This window comes from Halonotius aquaticus, assembly GCF_003605575.1.
GTDB lineage: Archaea > Halobacteriota > Halobacteria > Halobacteriales > Haloferacaceae > Halonotius > Halonotius aquaticus.
In genome coordinates this window covers 266,010-287,176 of the sequence record NZ_QKNY01000018.1, presented here as the reverse complement: position 1 = coordinate 287,176, position 21,167 = coordinate 266,010, and the positions used below count along the sequence as shown (strand labels likewise).

18 protein-coding genes, 1 tRNA gene and 1 pseudogene are annotated in these 21,167 nt (G+C 63.5%); 8 read left to right on the top strand and 12 right to left on the bottom strand.

The genetic code is table 11. The annotated features are described in order from the left end of the window. Window positions 1-211 precede the first annotated feature (211 nt). Entirely contained in the window at window positions 212-1,771 is a 1,560-nt protein-coding gene (locus DM826_RS11075; protein WP_120103484.1) for an HTTM domain-containing protein, read from the top strand. A gap of 14 nt (window positions 1,772-1,785) precedes the next feature. On the opposite strand, the gene arcS is transcribed toward DM826_RS11075, so the two are convergent. Further along, on the bottom strand, window positions 1,786-3,543 hold the full coding sequence (arcS, locus tag DM826_RS11070; RefSeq protein ID WP_120103483.1) for an archaeosine synthase subunit alpha: 1,758 nt from the start codon (window positions 3,541-3,543) through the stop codon (window positions 1,786-1,788). Window positions 3,544-3,645: 102 nt separating this feature from the next. Between arcS and DM826_RS11065 the strand changes: the two genes are divergently transcribed. Together DM826_RS11065 and DM826_RS11060 are read left to right on the top strand one after the other, a co-directional pair. After that, window positions 3,646-4,104, top strand: a complete 459-nt coding sequence (locus DM826_RS11065; RefSeq protein ID WP_120103482.1) for a pyridoxamine 5'-phosphate oxidase family protein — start codon at window positions 3,646-3,648, stop codon at window positions 4,102-4,104. A gap of 61 nt (window positions 4,105-4,165) precedes the next feature. Beyond that, a pseudogene (locus DM826_RS11060) lies at window positions 4,166-6,057 on the top strand (ABC transporter ATP-binding protein). Here the strand turns inward: DM826_RS11060 and tgtA are convergent. The 4 genes from tgtA to DM826_RS11040 all read right to left on the bottom strand — a co-directional run bounded on the left by tgtA (window position 6,054) and on the right by DM826_RS11040 (window position 9,894). Further along, window positions 6,054-7,544: a tRNA guanosine(15) transglycosylase TgtA gene (gene tgtA / locus DM826_RS11055; RefSeq protein WP_120103481.1), complete on the bottom strand. Its 1,491-nt coding sequence runs from the start codon at window positions 7,542-7,544 to the stop codon at window positions 6,054-6,056. The pseudogene DM826_RS11060 and the gene tgtA overlap by 4 nt on opposite strands. Before the next feature lie 73 nt (window positions 7,545-7,617). Further along, window positions 7,618-7,884, bottom strand: coding sequence for a hypothetical protein (locus DM826_RS11050; RefSeq protein WP_133304675.1), 267 nt, complete (start codon window positions 7,882-7,884; stop codon window positions 7,618-7,620). Window positions 7,885-8,175: 291 nt separating this feature from the next. Next, a complete protein-coding gene (locus DM826_RS11045; RefSeq protein WP_120103479.1) occupies window positions 8,176-9,321 on the bottom strand; it encodes an ISH3 family transposase in 1,146 nt (381 codons plus the stop codon). Window positions 9,322-9,345: 24 nt separating this feature from the next. Next, complete coding sequence (locus tag DM826_RS11040) at window positions 9,346-9,894, bottom strand: NUDIX hydrolase (RefSeq protein WP_120103478.1); 549 nt, start codon at window positions 9,892-9,894, stop codon at window positions 9,346-9,348. A gap of 101 nt (window positions 9,895-9,995) precedes the next feature. On the opposite strand from DM826_RS11040, the gene DM826_RS11035 reads away from it, so the two are divergent. The 4 genes from DM826_RS11035 to DM826_RS11020 all read left to right on the top strand — a co-directional run bounded on the left by DM826_RS11035 (window position 9,996) and on the right by DM826_RS11020 (window position 13,630). Then, the gene (locus DM826_RS11035; RefSeq protein ID WP_120103477.1) at window positions 9,996-10,397 is read left to right on the top strand and encodes a universal stress protein; all 402 of its coding nucleotides are present in this window, start codon (window positions 9,996-9,998) and stop codon (window positions 10,395-10,397) included. A gap of 72 nt (window positions 10,398-10,469) precedes the next feature. Then, on the top strand, window positions 10,470-11,285 hold the full coding sequence (gene pyrF / locus DM826_RS11030) for an orotidine-5'-phosphate decarboxylase (protein WP_120103476.1): 816 nt from the start codon (window positions 10,470-10,472) through the stop codon (window positions 11,283-11,285). Window positions 11,286-11,360: 75 nt separating this feature from the next. Beyond that, window positions 11,361-11,888, top strand: a complete 528-nt coding sequence (locus tag DM826_RS11025) for a DnaJ domain-containing protein (RefSeq protein ID WP_120103475.1) — start codon at window positions 11,361-11,363, stop codon at window positions 11,886-11,888. Between the two features lie 110 nt (window positions 11,889-11,998). After that, on the top strand, window positions 11,999-13,630 hold the full coding sequence (locus DM826_RS11020) for a GTPBP1 family GTP-binding protein (protein ID WP_120103474.1): 1,632 nt from the start codon (window positions 11,999-12,001) through the stop codon (window positions 13,628-13,630). Here DM826_RS11020 and DM826_RS11015 read toward each other — a convergent pair. From DM826_RS11015 to DM826_RS11000, 4 genes are all read right to left on the bottom strand, one after another. Then, window positions 13,627-14,844, bottom strand: a complete 1,218-nt coding sequence (locus DM826_RS11015) for a potassium channel family protein (protein WP_120103473.1) — start codon at window positions 14,842-14,844, stop codon at window positions 13,627-13,629. The genes DM826_RS11020 and DM826_RS11015 overlap by 4 nt on opposite strands. Before the next feature lie 98 nt (window positions 14,845-14,942). After that, window positions 14,943-15,878 (bottom strand): methenyltetrahydromethanopterin cyclohydrolase, encoded by a 936-nt coding sequence (mch, locus tag DM826_RS11010; RefSeq protein ID WP_120103472.1) that lies wholly within the window; start codon window positions 15,876-15,878, stop codon window positions 14,943-14,945. Window positions 15,879-15,901: 23 nt separating this feature from the next. Next, window positions 15,902-16,240, bottom strand: a complete 339-nt coding sequence (locus DM826_RS11005; RefSeq protein WP_120103471.1) for an MTH1187 family thiamine-binding protein — start codon at window positions 16,238-16,240, stop codon at window positions 15,902-15,904. 88 nt (window positions 16,241-16,328) lie between these two features. Continuing rightward, window positions 16,329-16,399: transfer RNA gene (locus DM826_RS11000), tRNA-Gly, on the bottom strand. Window positions 16,400-16,802: 403 nt separating this feature from the next. On the opposite strand from DM826_RS11000, the gene DM826_RS10995 reads away from it, so the two are divergent. Continuing rightward, entirely contained in the window at window positions 16,803-17,666 is an 864-nt protein-coding gene (locus DM826_RS10995) for a DUF4870 domain-containing protein (protein ID WP_120103470.1), read from the top strand. 139 nt (window positions 17,667-17,805) lie between these two features. Here the strand turns inward: DM826_RS10995 and DM826_RS10990 are convergent, their stop codons facing one another. The 3 genes from DM826_RS10990 to DM826_RS10980 all read right to left on the bottom strand — a co-directional run bounded on the left by DM826_RS10990 (window position 17,806) and on the right by DM826_RS10980 (window position 21,070). Continuing rightward, window positions 17,806-18,513, bottom strand: a complete 708-nt coding sequence (locus tag DM826_RS10990; RefSeq protein ID WP_120103469.1) for a DUF2270 domain-containing protein — start codon at window positions 18,511-18,513, stop codon at window positions 17,806-17,808. Between the two features lie 85 nt (window positions 18,514-18,598). Next, a complete protein-coding gene (locus DM826_RS10985; protein WP_120103468.1) occupies window positions 18,599-19,843 on the bottom strand; it encodes an inorganic phosphate transporter in 1,245 nt (414 codons plus the stop codon). A gap of 186 nt (window positions 19,844-20,029) precedes the next feature. After that, the gene (locus DM826_RS10980) at window positions 20,030-21,070 is read right to left on the bottom strand and encodes an NAD(P)-dependent alcohol dehydrogenase (protein ID WP_120103467.1); all 1,041 of its coding nucleotides are present in this window, start codon (window positions 21,068-21,070) and stop codon (window positions 20,030-20,032) included. Window positions 21,071-21,167: the final 97 nt, after the last annotated feature.

Genomic DNA, 21,167 nt, shown 5'->3' with positions numbered 1-21,167 from the left:
CGCAGCGAGTCCCGGGAGTCGAGCGCGTCGAGGGCTTTCGACACCCGTTACACTCCCACAACTGCGCATCTGCATACTATCGGTCGCTGACACACAAAACCTATCCGCCGCGCATCGTAGCCCCGAGTATGTCGCTGCAGCCAGTTTCCCGTGGCTCGAAGCACCTGCCAGCAGTGCTGTCGGCACAATCCGTGAGCCCTCCCTCGAACGTATGACCGACGCCTCGCCCCTCGCCCGGTTCCGCGCGTCGGCGACCCGGCTGTTCGGCACTGGTGGGCCGCTCGCGCCGGCTGTCGCCGCGGCTCGTCGTCGACTCCGCGTCGACACCCGTGCGCTGGCGGCAATGCGGATCCTACTGGGATCGATTCTCCTTATCGACCTTGCCCACCGTGCGCCTGGGATCGAGAAATACTATACCAACAGCGGTGTCTACCCGCTGGCCGTTCACGAGGCAACCTACACGCAGTTCGCCGGACTGTCGATCCACGCGCTTTCGGGATCGCTGTGGTTTCAAGCGCTGCTGTTCGTGTTGGCCGGGCTGTTCGCGCTCGCCTTCGTTGTCGGCTACCGAACGCGGCTCGTCGGCTTCTGTTCGTTCGTCCTGCTGGTGTCGTTGCACGCGCGCAATCCGGCGGTGCTCAACGGCGGCGACATCCTGTTGCGGACGCTGCTGCCGCTGACGTTGTTGACGCCGCTCGGCGAGCGGTGGTCGGTCGACGCTGTTCGTCGAGGCGAGTATCGTGAGGCGGTGATGAGCGCGGCGACGACCGCCGTCCTTGCTCAACCGCTGGTCGTTTTCACGCAGAATGCGGTGCTCAAACACCAGGGTGAGACGTGGTACGCCGGCGAGGCTCTCCAGATCGCCTTCGCCAACGACGAGATGACGGTGCTGCTTGGCAACTATCTGAGTGCCTACCCGACGCTGTTGGAAATTCTCAACTACGGCTGGGTGACGCTACTGGCCGGTTCGATTGGCTTCCTGTTTTTCACCGCCGGACGGCTCCGGGCGGCCGCCGCGCTCGTCTATATCGGGGCCTTCCTTGGGATGGTGCCGACGCTGATGGTCGGGCTGTTCCCCTTCGTGTTGACGGCCGCGGTGATCCCGTATCTGACGCCGCCGTTCTGGAACGCCGTCGTCCGTGCGCTGCCGGATGCAGTGACGACACCGCCGCCAGCGGGCCGACTCGGCTGGTGGTTCGGTGGGGAGCCGATCGAACGCCGACTTGCCGAGGCGGCAGCCCGACGCGGTCGCGGCGACCTCGTTGCCTTCGGCCGGGCCTACGCGGGATCGCTGCTGACGATTCTGGGTGTCTTCGCGCTCGTCTTCGTGCTGCTGTATGGTGTCGGCCACGTTGCCGAGTACGAACCACCATACGAGGACGAGGCGACGGCGATCCTCGATCAGTCGTGGGGACTGTACGCGCCGAATCCGACCGACTCCTACAGCTGGTTTATCACCAACGCCACCCTCGACAACGGTTCGACGGTGGCGGCGTTGGGCGACAGCCCCTCGTTCGATCGCCCGCCGGATGCGGCGACAACCTACAACTCGTTCCGTGAACGGAAGTTCATGTCCGCGGTGAGCGGCGACAACGATGGGGCCATCGGGCGGGGCTACGCCGAGTGGGCCTGCCGACAGGCAACCAGTCGCTACGACCAACCGGTCGAATCGATCACGCTCTACCGGATGATTCAGCCCAGCCCGATCGATGGAACGTACGACGAGCCGACCCGGCAGACGCTGATCGAACACGACTGCGAGGCCGGATAGCCCCTCGGTGACCGCTATCGCTCGCGGACGTGTCGCACCGTGGAGGCGACGCCGCGGGTCGAGTCGACCATCTCCGGGCCGCTCATCTCGGCGCGGCCGACGGCGAAGGCGGCCGATCCCTGGATAACGACCTCGTCCCCCGGTCGGATGTCGTCGCTGGCGTCGACGACACCCGGTGCGAGGACGCTGCCGTGAGGGACGAACCCCTCGATGTCGACCGTCTTGGTCGGTGCATCGCTTGCGACCCAGCGATCCCCGCCGGCGAGTGTCATCGCCAGCAGGCCGTACTGCGGCACCATCGTCGCCAACTGGTCGCCGTCGTCGTTGCGGACTTGGAGCTTGGGGTAGCGCCCCGTGGTTTGGATCTCGATATCGCCGAACAGCGCGTCGCCTGCATCCTCGCCGAACTGGTAGTCGGCGATGGCTTTGATCGTGTTGTGCTGGCGTTCCCGCTTGGAGAATTTGAGTTCGCCCTCCAGTGCGCCAGCGAGGTTCGCCAGCGAGTCGGTGTTGGTCGGGTGGCCCTCAACGGTGTACTCGAAGTCGAGGTCGCTGTCGGCTTCGACGCGTTCGACGATATCCCGATACCCGTGATCGGGAACGTGGGCGACGACGCGAGGATACTCGTTGCGCCGGAGGTACTGCCGGAGGACGCTGGCGACAAACTGCTTTTCATCTTCCGACCAGCGGCCTGTCACGACCGAGTCGTAGTGTTGGGCGGGGTAGGTCAGTTCGAGTTCCGGCGGGACGATGCCGATGGGCGAGGTCATCGAGACCGTGTGGCCGCGGTAGCCGATGGCGTCGTGGAACTGGCCGTGGCTCTGGGAGTCGCTGTAGGGCTTTCGGGCCGAACACGGGACGAGCACGAGGGGGTTGTCGAAGCGGTTGCGGTACCGACTCGTGACGCGCTCGGCGAACCGTTGGATCTCGACGCGCCGGATCGTGTCGCTCGTCGCCGCCGATATCTCGCTGGTTCGGAAGACGGGCGTTCGTGCTTCGAGATAGCTGTACTGGTCGTCGAACTCCCGAAACGCGGCGGTCAGCCAGTTGTCGTGGCGGGCTTGGCCTTCGATGTAGTCTCGCAGGCGACCCGCCCGAACCCGCTCGCGGACACGCCGCAACTCGGCCTCGAGGGCGGCGACGTTGTGCTCGATACAGTCCTCGCGGTCGAACTCGTCGCGGGGTTGCTGGCAGGCCGGACAGCTACAGGGGAGTTCGTCGAGATCGTCGAGGAAGGCTTCGTTGTCGCTGGTGAGGTATTTGCCTTGGCTTCCCTTGACCTTCGCCAGTTTCGCGTCGAACCCATCGACGCCGGCGTAGGCCAGTAAGGCCACATTTCGCGGCGTTGCAACCCCGGAGAGCACGAGCGCGGTGTCGGCCGGCAGCGCATCCTTTGCGCTGATGATCGCGTCTTTGAACCCCTCGCCGTGGCCGACAAAGCCCGCGGCGTCGCTCAGGATGTAGGCGTCGGCCCCCTGTGGTGTTGGGGTGTCGCTGGCGACGACCGCAGCGGTCGGAAACTCGGTATCGCTGTGTTCGGTGCCGAAGGCGTCCTGTACATCCTCGCGGCTGCCGGCCGGCAGCGACCGGTGCGGGAGGATCGTCAGCGACCCCTCGTCGCCGTCGGGAACCTCGCGGTCGGCGTTCCACAGACTCCCGCTGTCGACGAGTACGTCGTCAACGCGGGCCGGCGTCGTCACCGGCTCGGCAAGCCGGAGTTCGCCGATCCGGGCGGCCCCGTCGCGGTCGAGGACTTCGAAATAGTCGGTCATTGCCTTCCGTCGACTGCCGACGGGCAACTATCTTGCCTTTGGAATCGACCACACTGAGCGCGTGGGCCGAGCGTTTTTCGCGCTGCCGTCCGATAGGCCGGTATGGATCGGCTTGCCGGCGCGTGGAACGAGGCTGAAACCGAAGCCTTCCTTGATTCGTCGACGGTGCCGCTGCGGCTCTCCTGTCACGCCAACGGCGAGTCGCTGTGGATGCTCTCGCTGTGGTTTCTGTATCGTGACGATGCCTTCTGGTGTGCGACCAGCGCGAACGCCGACATTGTCGACTATCTCGCCGATGATGAGCATGTTGCCTTCGAGATCTCGACCAACGACCCGCCGTACAAGGGGGTTCGCGGCAACGGGGCCGCCACCGTCGAGGCCGACCCCGAGAAGGCGTTGCTTCGAGAGCTGTTAGCGCGGTATCTTGGCGGCACCGACTCCGACCTCGCCGACCGTCTCCTGTCGCCAGAGCGCGAGGAGGTCACAATCCGGATCGACCCTAACCGGCTGTACACGTGGGATTTCAGCGACCGGATGCCGGAAGCGTCTCCCAACGAGTGACTGTGTGGTACTACTACACCCGGAGCGTCACCGTTAGGCCGCACGCGCCGCAACTGACCGCATGGCCGACGACCACGGGGGGTTCGAGCACATTCGTGACACCGTCGACGGGCACCCGATGGTCAGTCTCATCACGTACGCGCTGCGGTACTGGCCGCGGCTGCTTGTCGGTGTCACGACGGCGGTCATCACTCGGTTTGCCCGACTGGTTCCGGCGTTGATCGTCGCGGCGACCATCGATCGTGTTGTGCTCGGCGAGGCCGATCCCGGCCTGCTTACCGATGTGGGGTTGTTGCCGACCGGGGCGATCGTCGGCGAGGCCGCCCGGCTCGAACTCCTCCGGCGACTCGTCGTCATCGCGGCGGTGGCGTATCTCATCAGATCGGTCACCCGGTTTGCCTCCCGGTATCTGCTCCAATCAACCGCCCAGAAGTACAGCGTGATCTCCGCAACGACGCCTACGATCACCTCCAGCGGCTCTCGATGACGTTTTTCGTCAACAACCAGACCGGCGCGATGCTGTCGGTGCTCAACAGCGATATTAACCGGCTCGAACAGTTTCTCAACTCCGAGTTCCGCCAACTCATCCGCGTTGTCGCCACCGTTTCGGGGATCACGATCATCCTCTGGAGCTACTCGCCGAAGCTTGCCGCGATCGCGCTGCTGCCGGTGCCGCTGATCGGCCTCGCCAGCGCGGGGTTTCTCACGTGGATCGAGCCGCGCTATCAGTCGATCCGTGAGACCGTCTCCCGGCTGAACAGCCGTCTCGAAAACAACATCGCCGGCGTTGATATCATCAAATCCTTCGACCGCTACGAATTTGAACACGAGCGAGTCGCCACACAGAGCGAGCAGTACCACGACGAGCAGATCCGCGCCCTCCGGCTCCGACGCGGATTTTTCGCCGCCCTTCGGCTGATGACCGGTGTCGCCTTTGTCGCCATCCTCTTTGTCGGCGGACGAGATATCATCCTCCTCGGCGACGCCGGTGGGTTGTCGACGGGCTCGTTCGCGCTGTTTTTTCTCTATCTCCGGCGGCTCTACTCGCCGATGCGCCGGATCGGGCGGTCGGCCAACAAATACCAGCAGGCCAAATCGAGTGCCGAACGCGTCTTCGGGCTGCTCGGCCACGCCCCCATGATCGACGACCCCGACGACCCACACGACCCGGCGTTCATCGGCGGCGATATCGACTTCGAGGACGTAACCTTCGGCTACGGCGACCGTGAGCCGGTGCTTACCGACGTGTCGCTGTCGATCGAGCGCGGCGAAACCATCGGACTGGCCGGCGAAACCGGGGCTGGGAAGTCGACGCTGACGAGACTTGTCCCCCGGTTTTACGATGTTGACAGCGGCAGCGTTCGTGTCGACGACGTTGATGTCCGGGAGTATGCCCGCCAGTCGCTCCGGCGGGGGATCGCCATCGTCGGCCAATCGCCGTATCTGTTCTCCGGGACGGTTGCCGAAAACATCGCCTACGGGGATCGGGAGACGCTGACCGCGCTCCGGAACGGTGAGTCGGTGCCAGAGGCCGTTGTCGAGGCGGCCGATGCCGCCGAAGCCGATCGATTTATCCAGGATCTCCCGGACGGCTACCGCACCGAGATCGGCGAACGCGGCGTGAAGCTTTCCGGTGGCCAGCGACAGCGGCTTGCTATCGCGCGGGTGATCCTCAACGATCCCGCGATCATCATCTTCGATGAGGCGACCAGCGATGTCGACACCGAAACCGAACAGCACATCCAAGCCAGTCTCTCGCGGCTCATCGCCGACCGAACCGCGCTCGTGATCGCCCATCGGCTGTCGACGATCCAGGATGCCGACCGGATCGTGGTCATGGACGACGGCGAGATCATCGAACAGGGGAGCCACGACGATCTGCTGGCGACAAACGGTGCCTATGCGGATCTCTGGCGCGTGCAGGTCGACGAAAACCCGGCGACAGCCGACTAATCCCCGTCGTCGTGGATGGTCGAAAGCGACTCGATCTCCACCCGCTCCGGTACCCGATCGATCGCATCCCGATGCCAGTCGTTGATGGCGAGTGTAAACTCGGTGTCGGGGTTGGCCTCGACAAGTGCCCGAACGCCGTCGGCCGCGGCCACTTGCCCCGCGCGATCCGGCCGGTCGGGAACGGCCGCGGTAAATGGGTAGCTGTCGGAGAGTTCCCGTGGGAAGGGGCCGAACGGCGGGACAACGCGCCATGCGTCATCGTACTCGTCGCCGTCGGGCGCGCCGCCCTCGGTCAGCAGCAGCCGATCAGGAACCGCAAGCCGGTCAAGTCGCTCGTGGTGGCGCAGAACTTCGGGCCGGCGCGCGCTCTCGGCGGAGGTGTGGAAGAACGTCCCCTTCGAGACGGGATCTTCGGCTTCGAGCTGGTCGGCGTGATCCAACAGCGCGCGGTAGCCGTCGTACATCGCCGGATGGCCGCGGGCGCGCCGTTCAACGAGCTCCAGTAGATTGCCGCTGCGGATCGCCTGCTTGATCCGGCGGAGTTCCTCGAAGGTGACATGGAGGTTGTGCTCGGCGAGCAGTCGCGTTCGGGTGTCGTCGTCCTCGCTGCGGAGGTCGGCGGGCGTTCGCTCGCTACAGATCGGACACGAGCAGGGCAAGTAGTCGAGGTCGTCGAGCTGCTGGGTACCGGCGACGGTCAGATACCGACCAGCACGGGCGTACAGCGCGTAGGCGGCGGAATCGAAGAGATCACAGCCCATGGCGACGGCTAAGGCGAGCATCATCGGGTGGCCCGCGCCGAAGAGGTGCACGGGACAGTCCGCACCGAGGCCGCGTTTCGCGGCGGCGACGGCCTCGACCATATCGTCGTATCGGTAGCTGTTCATCAGCGGGACGACTGCACCGACCGGGAACACGTCGAGATCGGTCGCGGCCGCGTGGGCGGCGGCGTCCTCGCGGAGATCGGGGTGCGTCGATCCCTGCACCGGCGCGTTCAGCAGTATCTCGCCAACGTCGATGGCTTCGGCGTCGGCCAGCGCCTGCTGGGTCGTCGCCAACTCCGATTCGGCCTGCTCGCGGCTCACGTCCGGCGGCGTCGGAATGTCGACCGGCGTGCCGATATCCGAGCCGATGGCGTGCTGGAACTCGATGATTTCCTTCGTCGTCACCTCGACATCGCTGTATTCGGAGAGCTGGAAAGAACCCGAATCGGTCATGATCGCGCCGTCGAACTCCAGCATCGCGTGGAGGCCCTCGTCGAGTGCCTGCTCGCGGAGCGACTCGGTCTCCCGGATGATGTAGGAGTTCGTGATCAGGATCTCGACGCCGAACTCGGCTTCGAGGCGGGCGGGCTCGATCGTGAGCCGGTTGGGGTTGATCACCGGCATGAGCGCGGGCGTCTCGATGGTTCGGTCGGCCCGTGGAACCTCCAGTCGGCCGATCCGCCCGGCGGCGTCGGCGTCCCGCATCTCGAAGTGGTCGCGCATTACCCGTCGCTACCGCGGGCTGGTCGGTAAGGATTGCGTTCGCTCGCAGCTGTCTCCTGGCACTGAATACTCGCTACGCCGAAACAAGACTGAGGAGGACGACAATCCCTGCCACAGCACCGAGTACTGCGGCACCCGACGCGATAGCCATCTGATAGTACTTCCAATTTTGCACGGTACCTACGACAAGCAGGGCGACGATACCGATGGTAAATGCGTACGCTGCCGTTGACAGTCCTGCCCACCCGAGTGTTGATTCTAACACCTCTCTGATAAAAACTGTCGAGAAAACGCCGGTGAACAGACCAACTACGCCACGCTTGATCTCGGTTGCTGGCATGACACTGTCTTTGCTTTCCTGTCTGTCGCGTATTGTGTGGGATGTATCGCAATCGATCTTTTGGTGTATCTCTCTCGCCCGGATCACTTAGTGGCTCAACTCATACTCAGTCGATCACATCGAGAAGTCCACCACTGCCGATAGCCGACGCTGAATGGGTGGGTTCGGTAGCTATCTGAGCGTCGAGGCGTCTGGAACAGGGTCTTTTGATCTCGGCCGTCGCTGTCGGCGGCGATTAGCCGCCGACGCGACAGTGTTGCCACTCACTACGGTCGCCCATTCTGGCGATAGCTATCGGAAGAACCGCTCGTCCAGTGCTTGATTCGCTGGAACGGATCGACGAACGCCAAGCATTGTCCACGCTGCGCGGAGCACCATCTCGCAAAACTCAATGAACGACCACTCCCAGAGGTGGCGGCCGCCGCGTCGCGGCGCCGCCACGTACTTCCAGTGAAGATATCGCCAGCTGTTCTGGAGGACGAGACTTACAACAAACAGCAGCAGCCGCAACCCAGCGTCACGAGAACTAGTCATAGCGAGGCTCTGCTTGGCCAATCGGTAGCTCGATTCGATGCCAAACCGCTTGCTGTAGTGGTGTCTGGCATCACGTGGTGTGTCGATGAACGGCGCGTCAGCGGCGTAGCCGTGACGCGCCACCCCGTACTCGTCGTACCGTCCTCGCTGGTAGACACAGTCGATGAACACGGGGAATGTTACCTTCCCAGCGAGTTCGTGCTCAATTTCACGGCTCCAGCCGCTGTTGAGCTCGTCTTGGATCGTTTTGCCCCACTTGATGATCGGCATCACGTAAGCGTAGTTGTAGGCGTACAGCAGGGTGAGACAAGTGCTGTTGTAGAAGCCTCGGCCAAGATAGACGGCCTTGACGCGGAGGTCAAGGCCGTCAAGCAGTTCGAGGAATTCACCGAGGACATCACCGGTGGTTTCGCCAGCGGTTAGCTGGCGAACCGCCAGTGTATACCGTTTGTTTCGCACTCGTACGTAGAGCGTCGCATAGGCGTGAAATGACGTAGTACCGCGTTTCGCTTGCGAGGCGTACAGCGCCTCTGTTTCCTCCTCGTTACCGTAGTAGGGATCGAGGTGGAGGTCAGTACAGACCTCCACCGGTCGATCAGGCAGCGTCTCAACCGTATCTCGCTGGAGGAGTGTATCTCCAACCGATTCAACGGCGTCAAGATCGAATTGATCGGTGAGATATCCACGGACGGTATTGGCGTGGGGTGATTCCTCGGTCTTCTCGCAGATGTGGTTGATCGAGGTTCCGCCGGCGCTGGCGCCGGCGAGAACCTCGTAGAGTTCCTCCGTCGTGGTCTCAACGTTCTCTCCGAGGTCAATCGAAAGTTCCTCTTCGAGGTTGTTGACGACAAAATTAAGCAGATGTTTCTCCTTTAGCTCGTTGTCAGCTCGGGGTGTTTGCACACCTTCTCCGAGCGGACACTTCTACTAACCCGATGTGATCGACTGATACTGCAACAGCGTCAGTGCCGACCGCCCATCGTTCAGATCGTCGTTGACAACGTTGTCGAGATACTCGTCGTAGCCGACCGTCTCGACCCGGATGCTCTCGTTGGCGTCGAGTTCCTGTTCGGCCGTCGGCTCGCAGTCGTAGGCGACGAAGTGGTGATGCACCGAGTTGGCGATCCCGTTCGAGGGCTCGGTCGTCAGCAGGTGTTCGATCCGGTCGGCTTCGTAGCCGGTTTCCTCGCGGAGTTCGCGGTGGGCCGCGTCGGTTGGCTCCTCGTCGCCTTCCATTGAGCCAGCAGGCAGTCCGCGGTTGACACGGTCGACAGCTTGTCGCCACTCCTCGATGATGACGATATCGCCGTCGGGTGTCAGCGGCAGAATGACGACCGCCGGCGACTCGTCGACGTAGTGGTAGTCGGTTTCCGTGCCGTCCGGGAGTCGAACGTCGTCGCGTCGCACCTCAAAGCCCGGGCACGCGTAGTCGATGTCGGTATCCAGCGTCTCCCAGCGGAGCGGGTCGTCAGCCATACCTGCCCGTTGCTCGGTGGCCGCTAAACGGCACCGGTCTCCGGTGTTCGTCGGCCGCGTCGTCAGTAAGCGTTTACCCGCTCAGCGGCATCCGGATAGCCATGACAACGTTCGTCGTTGCGACCGATTCGGTACATACGAGCGCGGCTCTCTGTGACTATCTCTTTGACCGCGTCGCCGAGGACGATACCGTCCATGCGATCAACTCCATCCACGACGAGGACGCCGACCCCGAGGCGATCCGCGACGGCAAGGACGCGCTCAACGCCGTCGCCTCGCGGCTGGCAGCGGTGACGACCGTCGAGACCAAGCAGTTCAGCCGCGGCAACGTCCCCGCCGAGGATATCCTCTCGTTTTCCGAGGAGGTCGATGCCGATGAGGTCGTCCTTGGCGTCCGGAAGCCAACTGAGACAAGCAAGGTCGCCATCGGCAGTGTTAGCGAGCAGGTGTTGCTGCACTCGGATCGCCCGATGGCGGTCGTCCCCCGTGAGTTGGAGACCTGATACAGGCCACCGACGCCGACGGCCACTCGGGACACGAAAGACGCTTGAGGGTCGCCTGCGATCCTTCGGCAAATGGCTACCGCCTTCTTCGATCGTCTCGCCGACCGGATCGCCACCGTCGACAGCGTCGTCTCGGTCGGTCTCGACTCTCAACTCGATCGACTGCCCGACCACCTCGCCGACCACGACCTTCCGCAGTGGGCGTTCAATCGCCGGATCATCGACGCCACCCACGAGCATGCGGCCTGCTACAAACCGAACGCCGCCTTCTACGAATCGGCTGACGGCTGGCGCGCGCTCCGGGAAACGATCGCCTACGCTCACGGAAAGGACGTGCCCGTGTTGCTGGACGCCAAACGCGCCGACATCGGCAACACGACCCGGCAGTACGCCGAGATCCTCGACGAAGTCGACGCGATCACAGTCAACCCCTACATGGGACAGGACTCCCTTCAGCCGTTCTTGGATCGCGCTGACAAGGGTGTCTTTGTCCTCTGTCGAACCTCAAATCCCGGCCGCACTGACTTCCAGGGTCTCGACCTCGACTCGGGTGGGACGCTTTACGAGCGCGTCGCCGACCGTGCCGTCGCGTGGAACGAACACAACAATGTCGGTCTCGTCGTCGGCGCGACCGGCCCCGACGAACTCGAAGCGATCCGCGAGCAGGTGCCCTCCCTGCCCTTCCTCGTTCCCGGTGTCGGCGCGCAGGGCGGCGACGCAAAAGCCGCCGTTGAGCACGGTCTCCGTGACGACGGTGTCGGCCTCGTCAACTCCTCCCGTGGGATCATTTTTGCTGGTGAGGACAAAGGCGACGACTTTGCCGCTGCTGCGGGCCAGTCGGCCAAACAGCTCAAACAGCGACTCAATCAGTACCGCGGCGACGACTGAGTCTCACTGTCTCCGCTGGATCCAATCGCATCGTCCGGCCGAGAGATTTTCACCGGTGGAACCCCTACAGCGGGTGTGAACCGAGACGGCCTGCTCATGGGGATCGCGGCGGTGTTTATCGGGATCACCGCGCTCATGCTGATCGCCGGGATCGTCGTCTCCCCGTTTTTCCTCCTTGTCGCCGTCCCCTTTGGCGGCGCGGCCTATCTCATGTGGTATCAGGCCAGCGGGAAGCTCGCCGAACGCATCCGTGCCGACCCGGCCGGCTACGCCCGATCGACCCGCGGCGGTGACGGCCCGGGCGGCTTCGATGCCGGCCCCTTCGAGGGCCGCTTCACCCGCGAGCGTGCGAACCGTCAGCGAGCACGCGGACAAGGCCGCCGCCGTCGACAGCGTGCTCGCGGCGGTGGAAGTGTCGGCCAGCAGACCGGTCTCTCGAAGTCGGCGGCTGCTGACATTCTTGATGTCGACGCCGAGGCTGACGCCGAAACGGTGAAATCCGCCTACCGTGAGAAGGTCAAAACCGCCCACCCTGATGCCCCCGAGGGCGACGAAGACGAGTTCAAATCAGTGAAAAAAGCCTACGAGACGCTTGGTGGGTAGGCCACGCGCGGGATGGTTTGTGCATACTCCCGACCAGTACAGAATTCACTTGTGACATGTATTGTCACACCACGGAAAGCGTTTTTACTGCCCCTTGCTAACGCCTCTCTATGAGCGCGGATCGGGCCGCCTTAGAGCAGGCCCTAGCGCACGGCGAAGAGGAAGGCGGTCACATCGAGTTCAAGGAACGACTCACCCGAGCCCTCCATCTCGAAGACGGCCGAAAGGAAAGTCTCGTCGCCCAACTCCGCCATCGCGTCCTTTCCGGCGACGGCGAGGCCATCTACGTCGTCGGCGTCACCGACGACGGCGGAATCGCCGGCATCTCACAGGACGCCTTTTCCGAAACGATGGATGTCCTCTCCCTCCTCGCTGAGGAGGCCGACGCCCATATCGACGATGTGGAGACGTGGGGGGCCGGTGACAGCGGCCTCGTCGGCATGGCAACGATCCGCGAGGGAGCGATGCTGGCGGCCGACGACGGCCACATCGTCATCGGCACCGCCGGCCACGTCGACCACGGGAAATCGACGCTCGTCGGCTCGCTTGTCACCGGCGAGGCCGACGACGGTGACGGTGCGACCCGGGGCTTTCTCGACGTGCAGCCCCACGAGGTCGAACGCGGGCTGTCAGCGGATCTCTCGTATGCGGTGTATGGGTTCGATGCGACCGGCGACCCGATCCGGATGGATAACCCGCATCGAAAAAGTGACCGCGCACGCGTGGTGGAAGAATCCAACCGCCTCGTCTCCTTTGTCGACACTGTCGGCCACGAGCCGTGGCTGCGAACCACGATCCGCGGCCTCGTTGGGCAAAAACTCGATTACGGCTTGCTGGCGGTCGCCGCCGATGATGGCCCCACAAAAACGACCCGCGAACATCTCGGCATCCTGCTGGCGACCGACTTGCCAACCATCGTCACGATCACCAAGGTCGACACCGTCAGCGAGGAGCGCGTCGCCGAGGTCGAAAAGGAGGTCGAATCGATGCTTCGGGATGTCCAGCGCAGTCCGCTTCGAACCGATCGCTACAGCATTGAGACCGCCGCCGAAGAGTTGAGCGAGACGGTCGTCCCGATCATCCGGACGAGCGCGGTTCGCGGCGACGGGATGGACGACCTCGACCGCCTCTTTGGCCAACTGCCGAAGCGCGCCAGCGACGACCACGGCGAGTTCCGAATGTATATCGATCGCACCTACAGCGTTACCGGTGTCGGCGCGGTCGCCTCGGGGACGATCAACTCGGGCCACGTCGAAGCCGGCGATGAACTCCTCTTGGGGCCGATGGCCGACGGGGAGTTCCGCGAGGTCGAAGCCCGCTCGATCGAGATGCACTATCACCGCGTTGACGCTGCCAAAGCCGGCCGGATCGTCGGCATCGCGCTGAAAGGCGTCGACGAGAGCGAGATCGAACGCGGGATGGTGCTGCTGCCGAGACACGCCGAGCCGAGGGCGACCCGTTCGTTTGAAGCCGAGGTGATGGTGCTCAACCACCCAACCCGAATCCGGGAGGGCTACGAGCCGGTTGTCCATCTCGAAACGCTCAGCGAAACGGCGATCTTCGCGCCCGAGGGTGGCAAACTCCTGCCCGGCGACACCGGGACGACGGAAATCGAGTTCAAGTTCCGCCCGTACTTCATCGAGGAAGGCCAGCGGTTCGTGTTCCGGGAGGGCGCAAGCAAGGGTGTCGGGACTGTGGTGTCGACCGACACTGGCCAGCCATCGACGCCGGCTGACGACTAATCGTGCGACCCCGTTGCCAACGATTCGAACTCCGCGGCCGAGGTGCGGGTGCCTTTCGTAATGAGCACGTCGCCGGCTCGCAGCGTCGTGTCCATGTCGGGTCCAACGAGCCACCCGTCTTCCGGGCGACGGATCGCGATGACACTCGTTGAGACGTCGACGGCCGGCACCCCCTCGACGATCTCGGTGCCTGCAAGCTCGCTGTCGGCATCGATCTCGACACGGGCGATGAGTTCGTCGCTTTCCTGGACTGCGAGTTCGACGACCGGATGGACACCGATGTTGCGCAACACGCCCTCGCTGATCGAGACGGCGGCGTCGCTGATAACCTCGGTGCTGATGCCGAGATGGATCAGCCCGCGCAGCGCGACCGGGTCGTCGGCCTCGGCGGCGGCCTGCAGCACCCAGGCCTCAAACCGCGACTGAAGGGCGTCGACCTCGACTTCCAGATTGGCGACCTCTCTGGCCAACGCCTCGTTATCGAAGAGGATCGCGCCGTAGGCGAGATCGACGGCCAACTCCGAGAGGTTCTTCATTAACACGATGGAGTCGACGGCGCGTTCGAGATCCGCCATCGCTGGCTCGGGGGCCGGCTCGGGGTCGTAGTCATCGCCGGTCAACCGCTCGTAGACCCCACCGATCGCCGCCTCGGGGCCCCGGAGCAGCGTCACGTCGCCGGCCTCGATCGTTGTTTCCGGGCCGGGGTTGCGAATCCACTCGTCGCCGCGGCGGACAGCGATGACGCGAATACCGGTTTCAGATTCGAGATCGATCGCTTGGAGCGTTTGACCGGCGTACCCCGAGTCATCGGCAACGGTCCCCCGAACCAGCAGCTCAACGGCTGCCGACAGCGCGCCCCGCATCGACGGCGGGAGGCCGATCTCCTCGATGACGATCTTGGCGATATCGCCGGCGGCATCGGCGATCGTATCGGCAGCCTCGACGACACCCAAGACGGGTGCCAGTGCCTCAGCTTCATCCGGGCTGCGAGCTGCCAGCATGAGACTCATCCGGGCGCGCACCTGCAGCACCTGCATCTTCGCTTCGAGCTCTAAGACCTCGTGGGCGATCTGGTCGCTTTGGTGGAGTACCGCCGAGTAGGCCAGATCGATGAGGAGTTCCGAGGTGTCTTTCATCTCGACGAGCAGCTCCTTGACGCTCACCGGCTCATAGGAGACTGACTCCCGAAGCCCCTCGACTTCGAGTGGTTCCATGCGCTACCCCTCCCGTGGCATCGAGTTAAGTGTTCTCACGGCCCTGCTGTCGCTGTCGTTGCAGCCACATCACCACGCCGCTCAGCCGGGGCGTGTCGCTACTGCAGCCCGAACGATTCGGCGAGGAGTTCCTCGTTAGTTTCGCCGACGACGTAGGTGTCGCCGTCGACGACATCGATCGTCACCTTTGCGGGCGCGAAGACGGATTCCGGTAGCTCGTAGAAATCCCAGCCCGCCTCCTCGAAGATTTCTTCGAAGGGTACGCCGTACTCCTCGCGGGCACTCGATGGCACCTTATCGAAGACGGTTGATTCCTCCCGCACTTGGAGATACACCTCGCCACCGTAGGCGAGGGCGTCGTTTGTCCGGGCCATCGCCACCGACTCGTTGTAGCTGACCGGCGCGACCGGCGCGCGGCCGGTTGCGGTCAGGATCTCAGTTGGTGGATACCCCAACTCGGAGAGCCGGAAGACCGCCAACTCGGCGGCGCGGGCTGCCATCGAGACGCTGCCGGCCGTCGACCCGGTCGCGTAGGTCGGTAAAAAGAGGCTGCCCGGGTCGACACCGGCGGTCTCGGCGATGTAGGTGGCGATCTCGTCGTCAGGCAGTTCGACGCTTTCGATGGCTAAGACAGCGAAGTCGAACTCGTCGTAGTAGCCGACGCGCTCGAAGTCGGTTTCTTCGCCAACGAGCGCGCGGGCCGGCCCCGAGCCCAGCCCATCGAAATCGCCTAAGTCGAGCTCCCAGCCGGCCTTCTGGGCACACAGCAACGCGATCGGTGGGTGGTCGGTTGTCAACTCGACGTAGGGGATCGGCGCGTCGGCGATCCGATCCATTTGGGTGTAGACCGTCGCCAACCCCGCGGTCTGGATGTCGGCCAACATGAGGCCGGCTTCGACCCCGCCGTCGACGCCGACGCCGAAATCGAGGATGGTCGCCCCACAGTCGAGTTCAGTTACTGCGATGCCGAGTTGGTCTGCAAAGTCCAACGCCTCATCGATGAGTTCGATCGCCGAGCGGTTGATGCTCTCCATACGGGTGGGTTGCTCGTGATCTCCTAAAGAGATTCGTCGTCGGTTCCGGGTGACCGATCCGTTTTCGCCGGTCGACCCAGTTCGGCTTCAACGGCATCGACCTTCTCGGTGGCTGCCTGATCGCTGGTGCGTTTGTGATCGATCTTCAGTACTGTACTGACGCGGTCGCCGTCGACGGCCTTGTGGGCGTCGCCGACAGCCGCGAGCAAGGTGTCGATATCGCTGGCCTCGATGACGGTGCCCATCGGATTCGTCTCGTAGCGCACGTCGTGGTCGTCGAGGGCGTCGACGGCCTTGGCGACCTCGCCGGCCATGCTGTCTTCGATCACCGGGGCGACGCTGAGCAGTGCGATGACGGTCATTGGAGAGTCGTCGTGTTCGACTGTCCTAATTCCGCTGATTTGTGGGCTTCAATAGATGCCGCTCACGGATGTTGTGTGTGAGAGAAAGTGCGTCGGCCGAGATTTGAACTCGGGTTGTAACCATGGCAAGGTTACGTGATACCACTACACTACCGACGCCCTGTGCATTTCATTGTAACCGCCGATGACTGTATAAGGGTTGCGAAACCACCCTACCGAAGCCGCGTCTGTGGTGCGACACGCCGGGCGTCGTCGCCTGCGCTTCCTGACTCTCAACGGCCGTTTCACAGCGTGAAACGCTGCCTTCAGTTTCTTATCTCGTAGGCAACTATTCGCCGTTACCGTGTCCCCACCGCTATCTCGTCGTGCGACGCCACGCTGGTGGAACCACAACAGCGGAATCTATCAGCGCGCGGTCGAGACAGCGTCGCCCGTGAATCGGCTGTTTTCTCTGCTCCACGTGGCTGTCGCTCTCTCCCTTGCTGGTCGAATGCGGATTCGGCGTCGACGCCGACTGGGACAGCAACTTACCATCAGAGGTGACCAACGGTAGCACATCACTATGCCTCGACAGAACTCCCAACCGACACCGACTGACGAGGCGGCACCGAGGGGGCCGCAACTGCTTGCATCCCGGTCGGTCGCCGGCATCCTGGTTCATTTTATCGCCATCCCAACCGGTGTCGTTGGCGCGGGACTCGTCTATCTGCTGGCTCGCAACGAGTTCACGAAGCAAAACGCTCGCAACGCGCTCGACTGGCATCTCACCGTGTTGGGGCTGACAGTCGTTACCTTCGGCTTGTTGGTCAGCTACACCGAGGGGACTGGACAAGGGGTCGCCGACATCGCTGTCTTTTCGCCACCCCTTTCGACGGGTATCGGCCTCCTTGTGCCGCTGTTGCTTACCGGCTGGGGTGGCGCGCTGGTTCTCACCGTTGGGCTCGGACTCATTGCGATGGGGAAAGCGACGTTCGGCTCGGCGTGGCGGTATCCGTTTTCGCTACCGCTTGTGGAGCGCTACGGCGAGTTCGTGGCGGTCGACAACACTTGGCCGCTCAGTATCGGTGCCTACGTGGCATCGCTCCCGGTGGTCTTTTCGGCTGTGTTTCTTGGCTCCGACGAAGCGGCCGTGTTCGTTGTGTCGACAGTCGGATTGATTGTCGTGCTCGCGGTGTTGACGCCGCTGACCGTCGCTGGGCTGTATCTCCACGGCGATCGGGATCGCCCGCAGGACGCTGCCTGGCAGCCGTCGGTTGTCGCCCATCTCGGCGTTCCGGGTGTGGTTGGCCTGCTTGGCTATGCTGGGTCGCGAGCCTTCACCGACTCGCTGTACCCATTTGGCGACGGGCTATACGTGTTTTTGGCCGCGCTTTGGGTGTCAGCCGTTGTTTATCTGGCTCGCTGGTGGACGACAGCCGCGGAATGACTCGGTTGGGCTGCTACTGCTCACTATCACCGCGTTAGCTCCCCGAGGCATCGTCGACGCTGTTCGCATCGGAACACGCGGGGTCGCTACATATCGCTGTGGGCTGCGGTGGGCACACGTCGCCACCCGCTGTTGTTCGCTATCGCCACTCCTCGGCATCCGGCTGTGACTGCAGTTCACCTTTCGCCTGTCGGTTATGCGGCCAGAAGGTGAGTACCACCACCGCCGTATAGTAGAGGCCGACCGCAACGCTCACGACGAGTCCCGGCACCCGGCCGACCGCCGCCGTCTCGATGAGCCCGGCCGGTGTTCCGGTAAACACGGTCAACCGAACGAGCCACGCCCCGAGCAACACCGACAGCAAGGCGAAATACACCCGCTGGAGCCGCCGGGAGGCCGCCTCAACGATCGGTGTTTTGACCGCCGGCTCCCGAAGATCATCACTGAGGAGTTCCCGCCAATTGGATTGTTCGACGCCCTCGGAGTCAAGCACGTTGGCAAAGACGTTCTCTTCGAGAATCCGCACCCGTGATCGCCAGATGTCGTAGACGCGGTAGCGACGGGTCTCGATCCCCAGAAAGACGGTTACCATCACGACCCCAAGCAGCAGGATGTAGTGTGGTCGGCTGTCGCCGGAAAACGCCCACGTAAGCAGGCTTGCCGTGAGGACGACCGCCCAGTTGGTCGTCCTATCGATCCGGGTGCGCCAGGCAGTTGTTCGGCCCAACTCACCCCGATACGCATGGCCCATGAGCGACAAAAAATCGGTGCGATCACCGGCTGCCTCGCCGGCAACCTCACGTTCCTCGGGTGATTCCGGATCAAACTCGTCGGACGAGTCTGCCATACACCCGCCTACTGCCAGCCGACAGGTAAACCCCATCGCCGCATGCGCCCCGGCGCGGTGTCGCTGGCGTGGCTTTCAGCCCCACTCACAGGATGATGACGAACACCGGGTATGAGGTGACGATCGCCAGCGACGGCGTTAGCACCCACATGGTGACGATTCGCTTGGCTGCCGCCGGGTCGAAGAGGCTTCGCGCGTCGAGATCCGCCGGCCCTTCAGCACCGATGTCCGGGACATCTGGGGTCTCAGCCGGCTTCTCGGCCGATTCCTCGTTGCGCGCAATATCGCCGATCGTCGGCCCGGTCGGCGCGTCCTCCGCGCGCGAGGTGACCAACGCGCCCGTCGAGACATCGACAGTTGTCCCGTCGGCGGACGGCGTTGCCAACTCTGCCAGCGTCGCTGCCCGACTCGCTCGCCCCCAGCCGAGGCCGATAATCGTTGAGGTCGTACTGACGGCGAGACTCGCTGGAATCCCCAACGACGAAAGAATCGTGATGACCGTACCGCCGACGACCGAGACGATCAGCGAGGCGAGAATCGGGAGCTCCGTGATATCGTCGCCGACCGTTTCCAGCGTGCGACGGGCGATCGTGAAGCTGCCAAGCCCGAACGCTCCCACCGCGAGCAGCACACCCTGATCGACGGTGAGCGAGCCGCCCGCCCCGACGAGCGGGGCGACGGCGTTGGCGGCGTTCGACGCCCCCGCCGAGAACGCCATATAACAGCCGATGACGATCACCGACAGTGAGCCGACGATATCCTGCAGTGAGGCGTTCGGATTGATAAACGGCCGTGGGATCATGCCGGAGCGATCGAACTGCACGAAGTGGAGCGCGAACGTGGTGAACGCGATATAGCGGTCAAGATAGGGGTAGATGTAGCGGCCGACCACAACCCCGATCACCAGACAGACCAGCGGGGCGACGATCCACGCGGAGACGATGACGAACATGAGTGCCTGATTGAGGGTACCGGACGCAAGGCCCAAGCCGACGATGGCACCCACAGCAGTCATCGACGTTGAGGCCGGAACCCCGTAGAGATTTGAGACCAGTAGCGACGCGCCGGTGAAAAACAGGACGGCAACACTGGCGAGGGGTGTGAACTGGGCTGCTGGGACGATACTGCTGCTCATCGTGGCGATGACTTCCCGGCCGACAGTCCACGCCCCGAGAAAGCCGAAGGCAACGAACAGTGCCCCCGCCGTTGTCTTTCGAACGAGCCGGGAGCCGACCGCCGGGCCGAAGGCCACGCCCGTCGAGGAACCGCCAATATTGAAGCCAACGAACACGGCGACACCGATCCCGACGACGGTCAGGAGTGCTACCATCGATATGCGCCACTAATGCCAAACGGTGGTTTATGCGTTCTGAACAGTGCCAGTCAGGCTCGCTGGCATCGAGATGTCACACCGGATTCGAAGCGTACTCCCACCTCCCTGCCGATAGCAGGCGGTCGCGATCCAGTGACGCCACCTGTTCCACGAAAAACGATCTGAACGAGAGCGAGTCGCCTCCTACGGCGTAATCACGGCCCGCCCGTCGATCTCACCGTGCTCCAACTTTTCGGCAACCTCGTTGACGGCGTCAAGATCGTACCGGGTCGTATGCAGATCGACCGCCTCGCGTTCGACCAGCGCGACCAGCTCCTGGAGTTCGGCGTATCGCCCGACGATGTTGCCCTGGAAGGCGAACTCGCCGTTGACGAGGGCCTGGGCTGGCTCGTGGATGTGGCCGCCGTAGCCGATGATGTGGTGGTCGCCGCCCGCGGCACAGATATCGGGTGCCAGCGCGGTCGTCTCGTCGGCACCGACGAAGTCCAGCACCTGCGCCGCGCCGACGCCGTCGGTGATGTCGCTGACCACGTCGGCTACGTCCTCACTTTGCGGGTCGATTGTGTAGTGTGCGCCGAGGTCGTCAGCCAACTGTCGGGCCGACTCTTTGATATCGACGGCGACGAGGTCGGCCGCGCTCATCTCGTTGAGACACTGGAGGCCGATGTGGCCCAGCCCGCCGATGCCGATGACGACCGCGGCGTCGCCGGGGTTGAGGCCGTCGACGGCCTTCTTGGCGGCGTGGTAGGCCGTGATCCCCGCGTCAGCGTGGGGTGCGATGTCGGCGGGATCGACGCCGTCGGGTAGCGGGATCACCGCGCGTTCGCTGGTCAGCAGCTCGTCGGCGAAGCCGCCGTCGGTCGTCAGCCCGTTGAACGCATCGTTCTCACAGTACATCGTTTCGCCCTGCCGGCAGGGCCGACACGTCCCGCAGGTCTGGACGGGGTGACAGATCACCTGATCGCCCTCCTCGACGAGGCCGACCTCCTCGCCGGTTTCGATGACGGTACCGGCGTTCTCGTGGCCCAGCGTCATCGGCAGCGGTTGGGGGACGTACTGTTCCCACATCCCCTCGATGATGTGGTTGTCCGTCTGGCACCAGCCCGCGCCCTCGACGGCGACGACGACTCCGTCGCTTCTCGTCACCTGCGGTTTCTCGATCTCGTCGATTGAAAGCCCCTGCGTCATGTCGTCGGTATACTCGTGTAATCGTGCGGCGCGCATACCAGCATCTCTTGCCGAACCATAATAAACATTCATTAACATTGTAGGTGAGCAGTATGACCGATGGTGTGACATGACACGGTGAGTGGGATTCGTT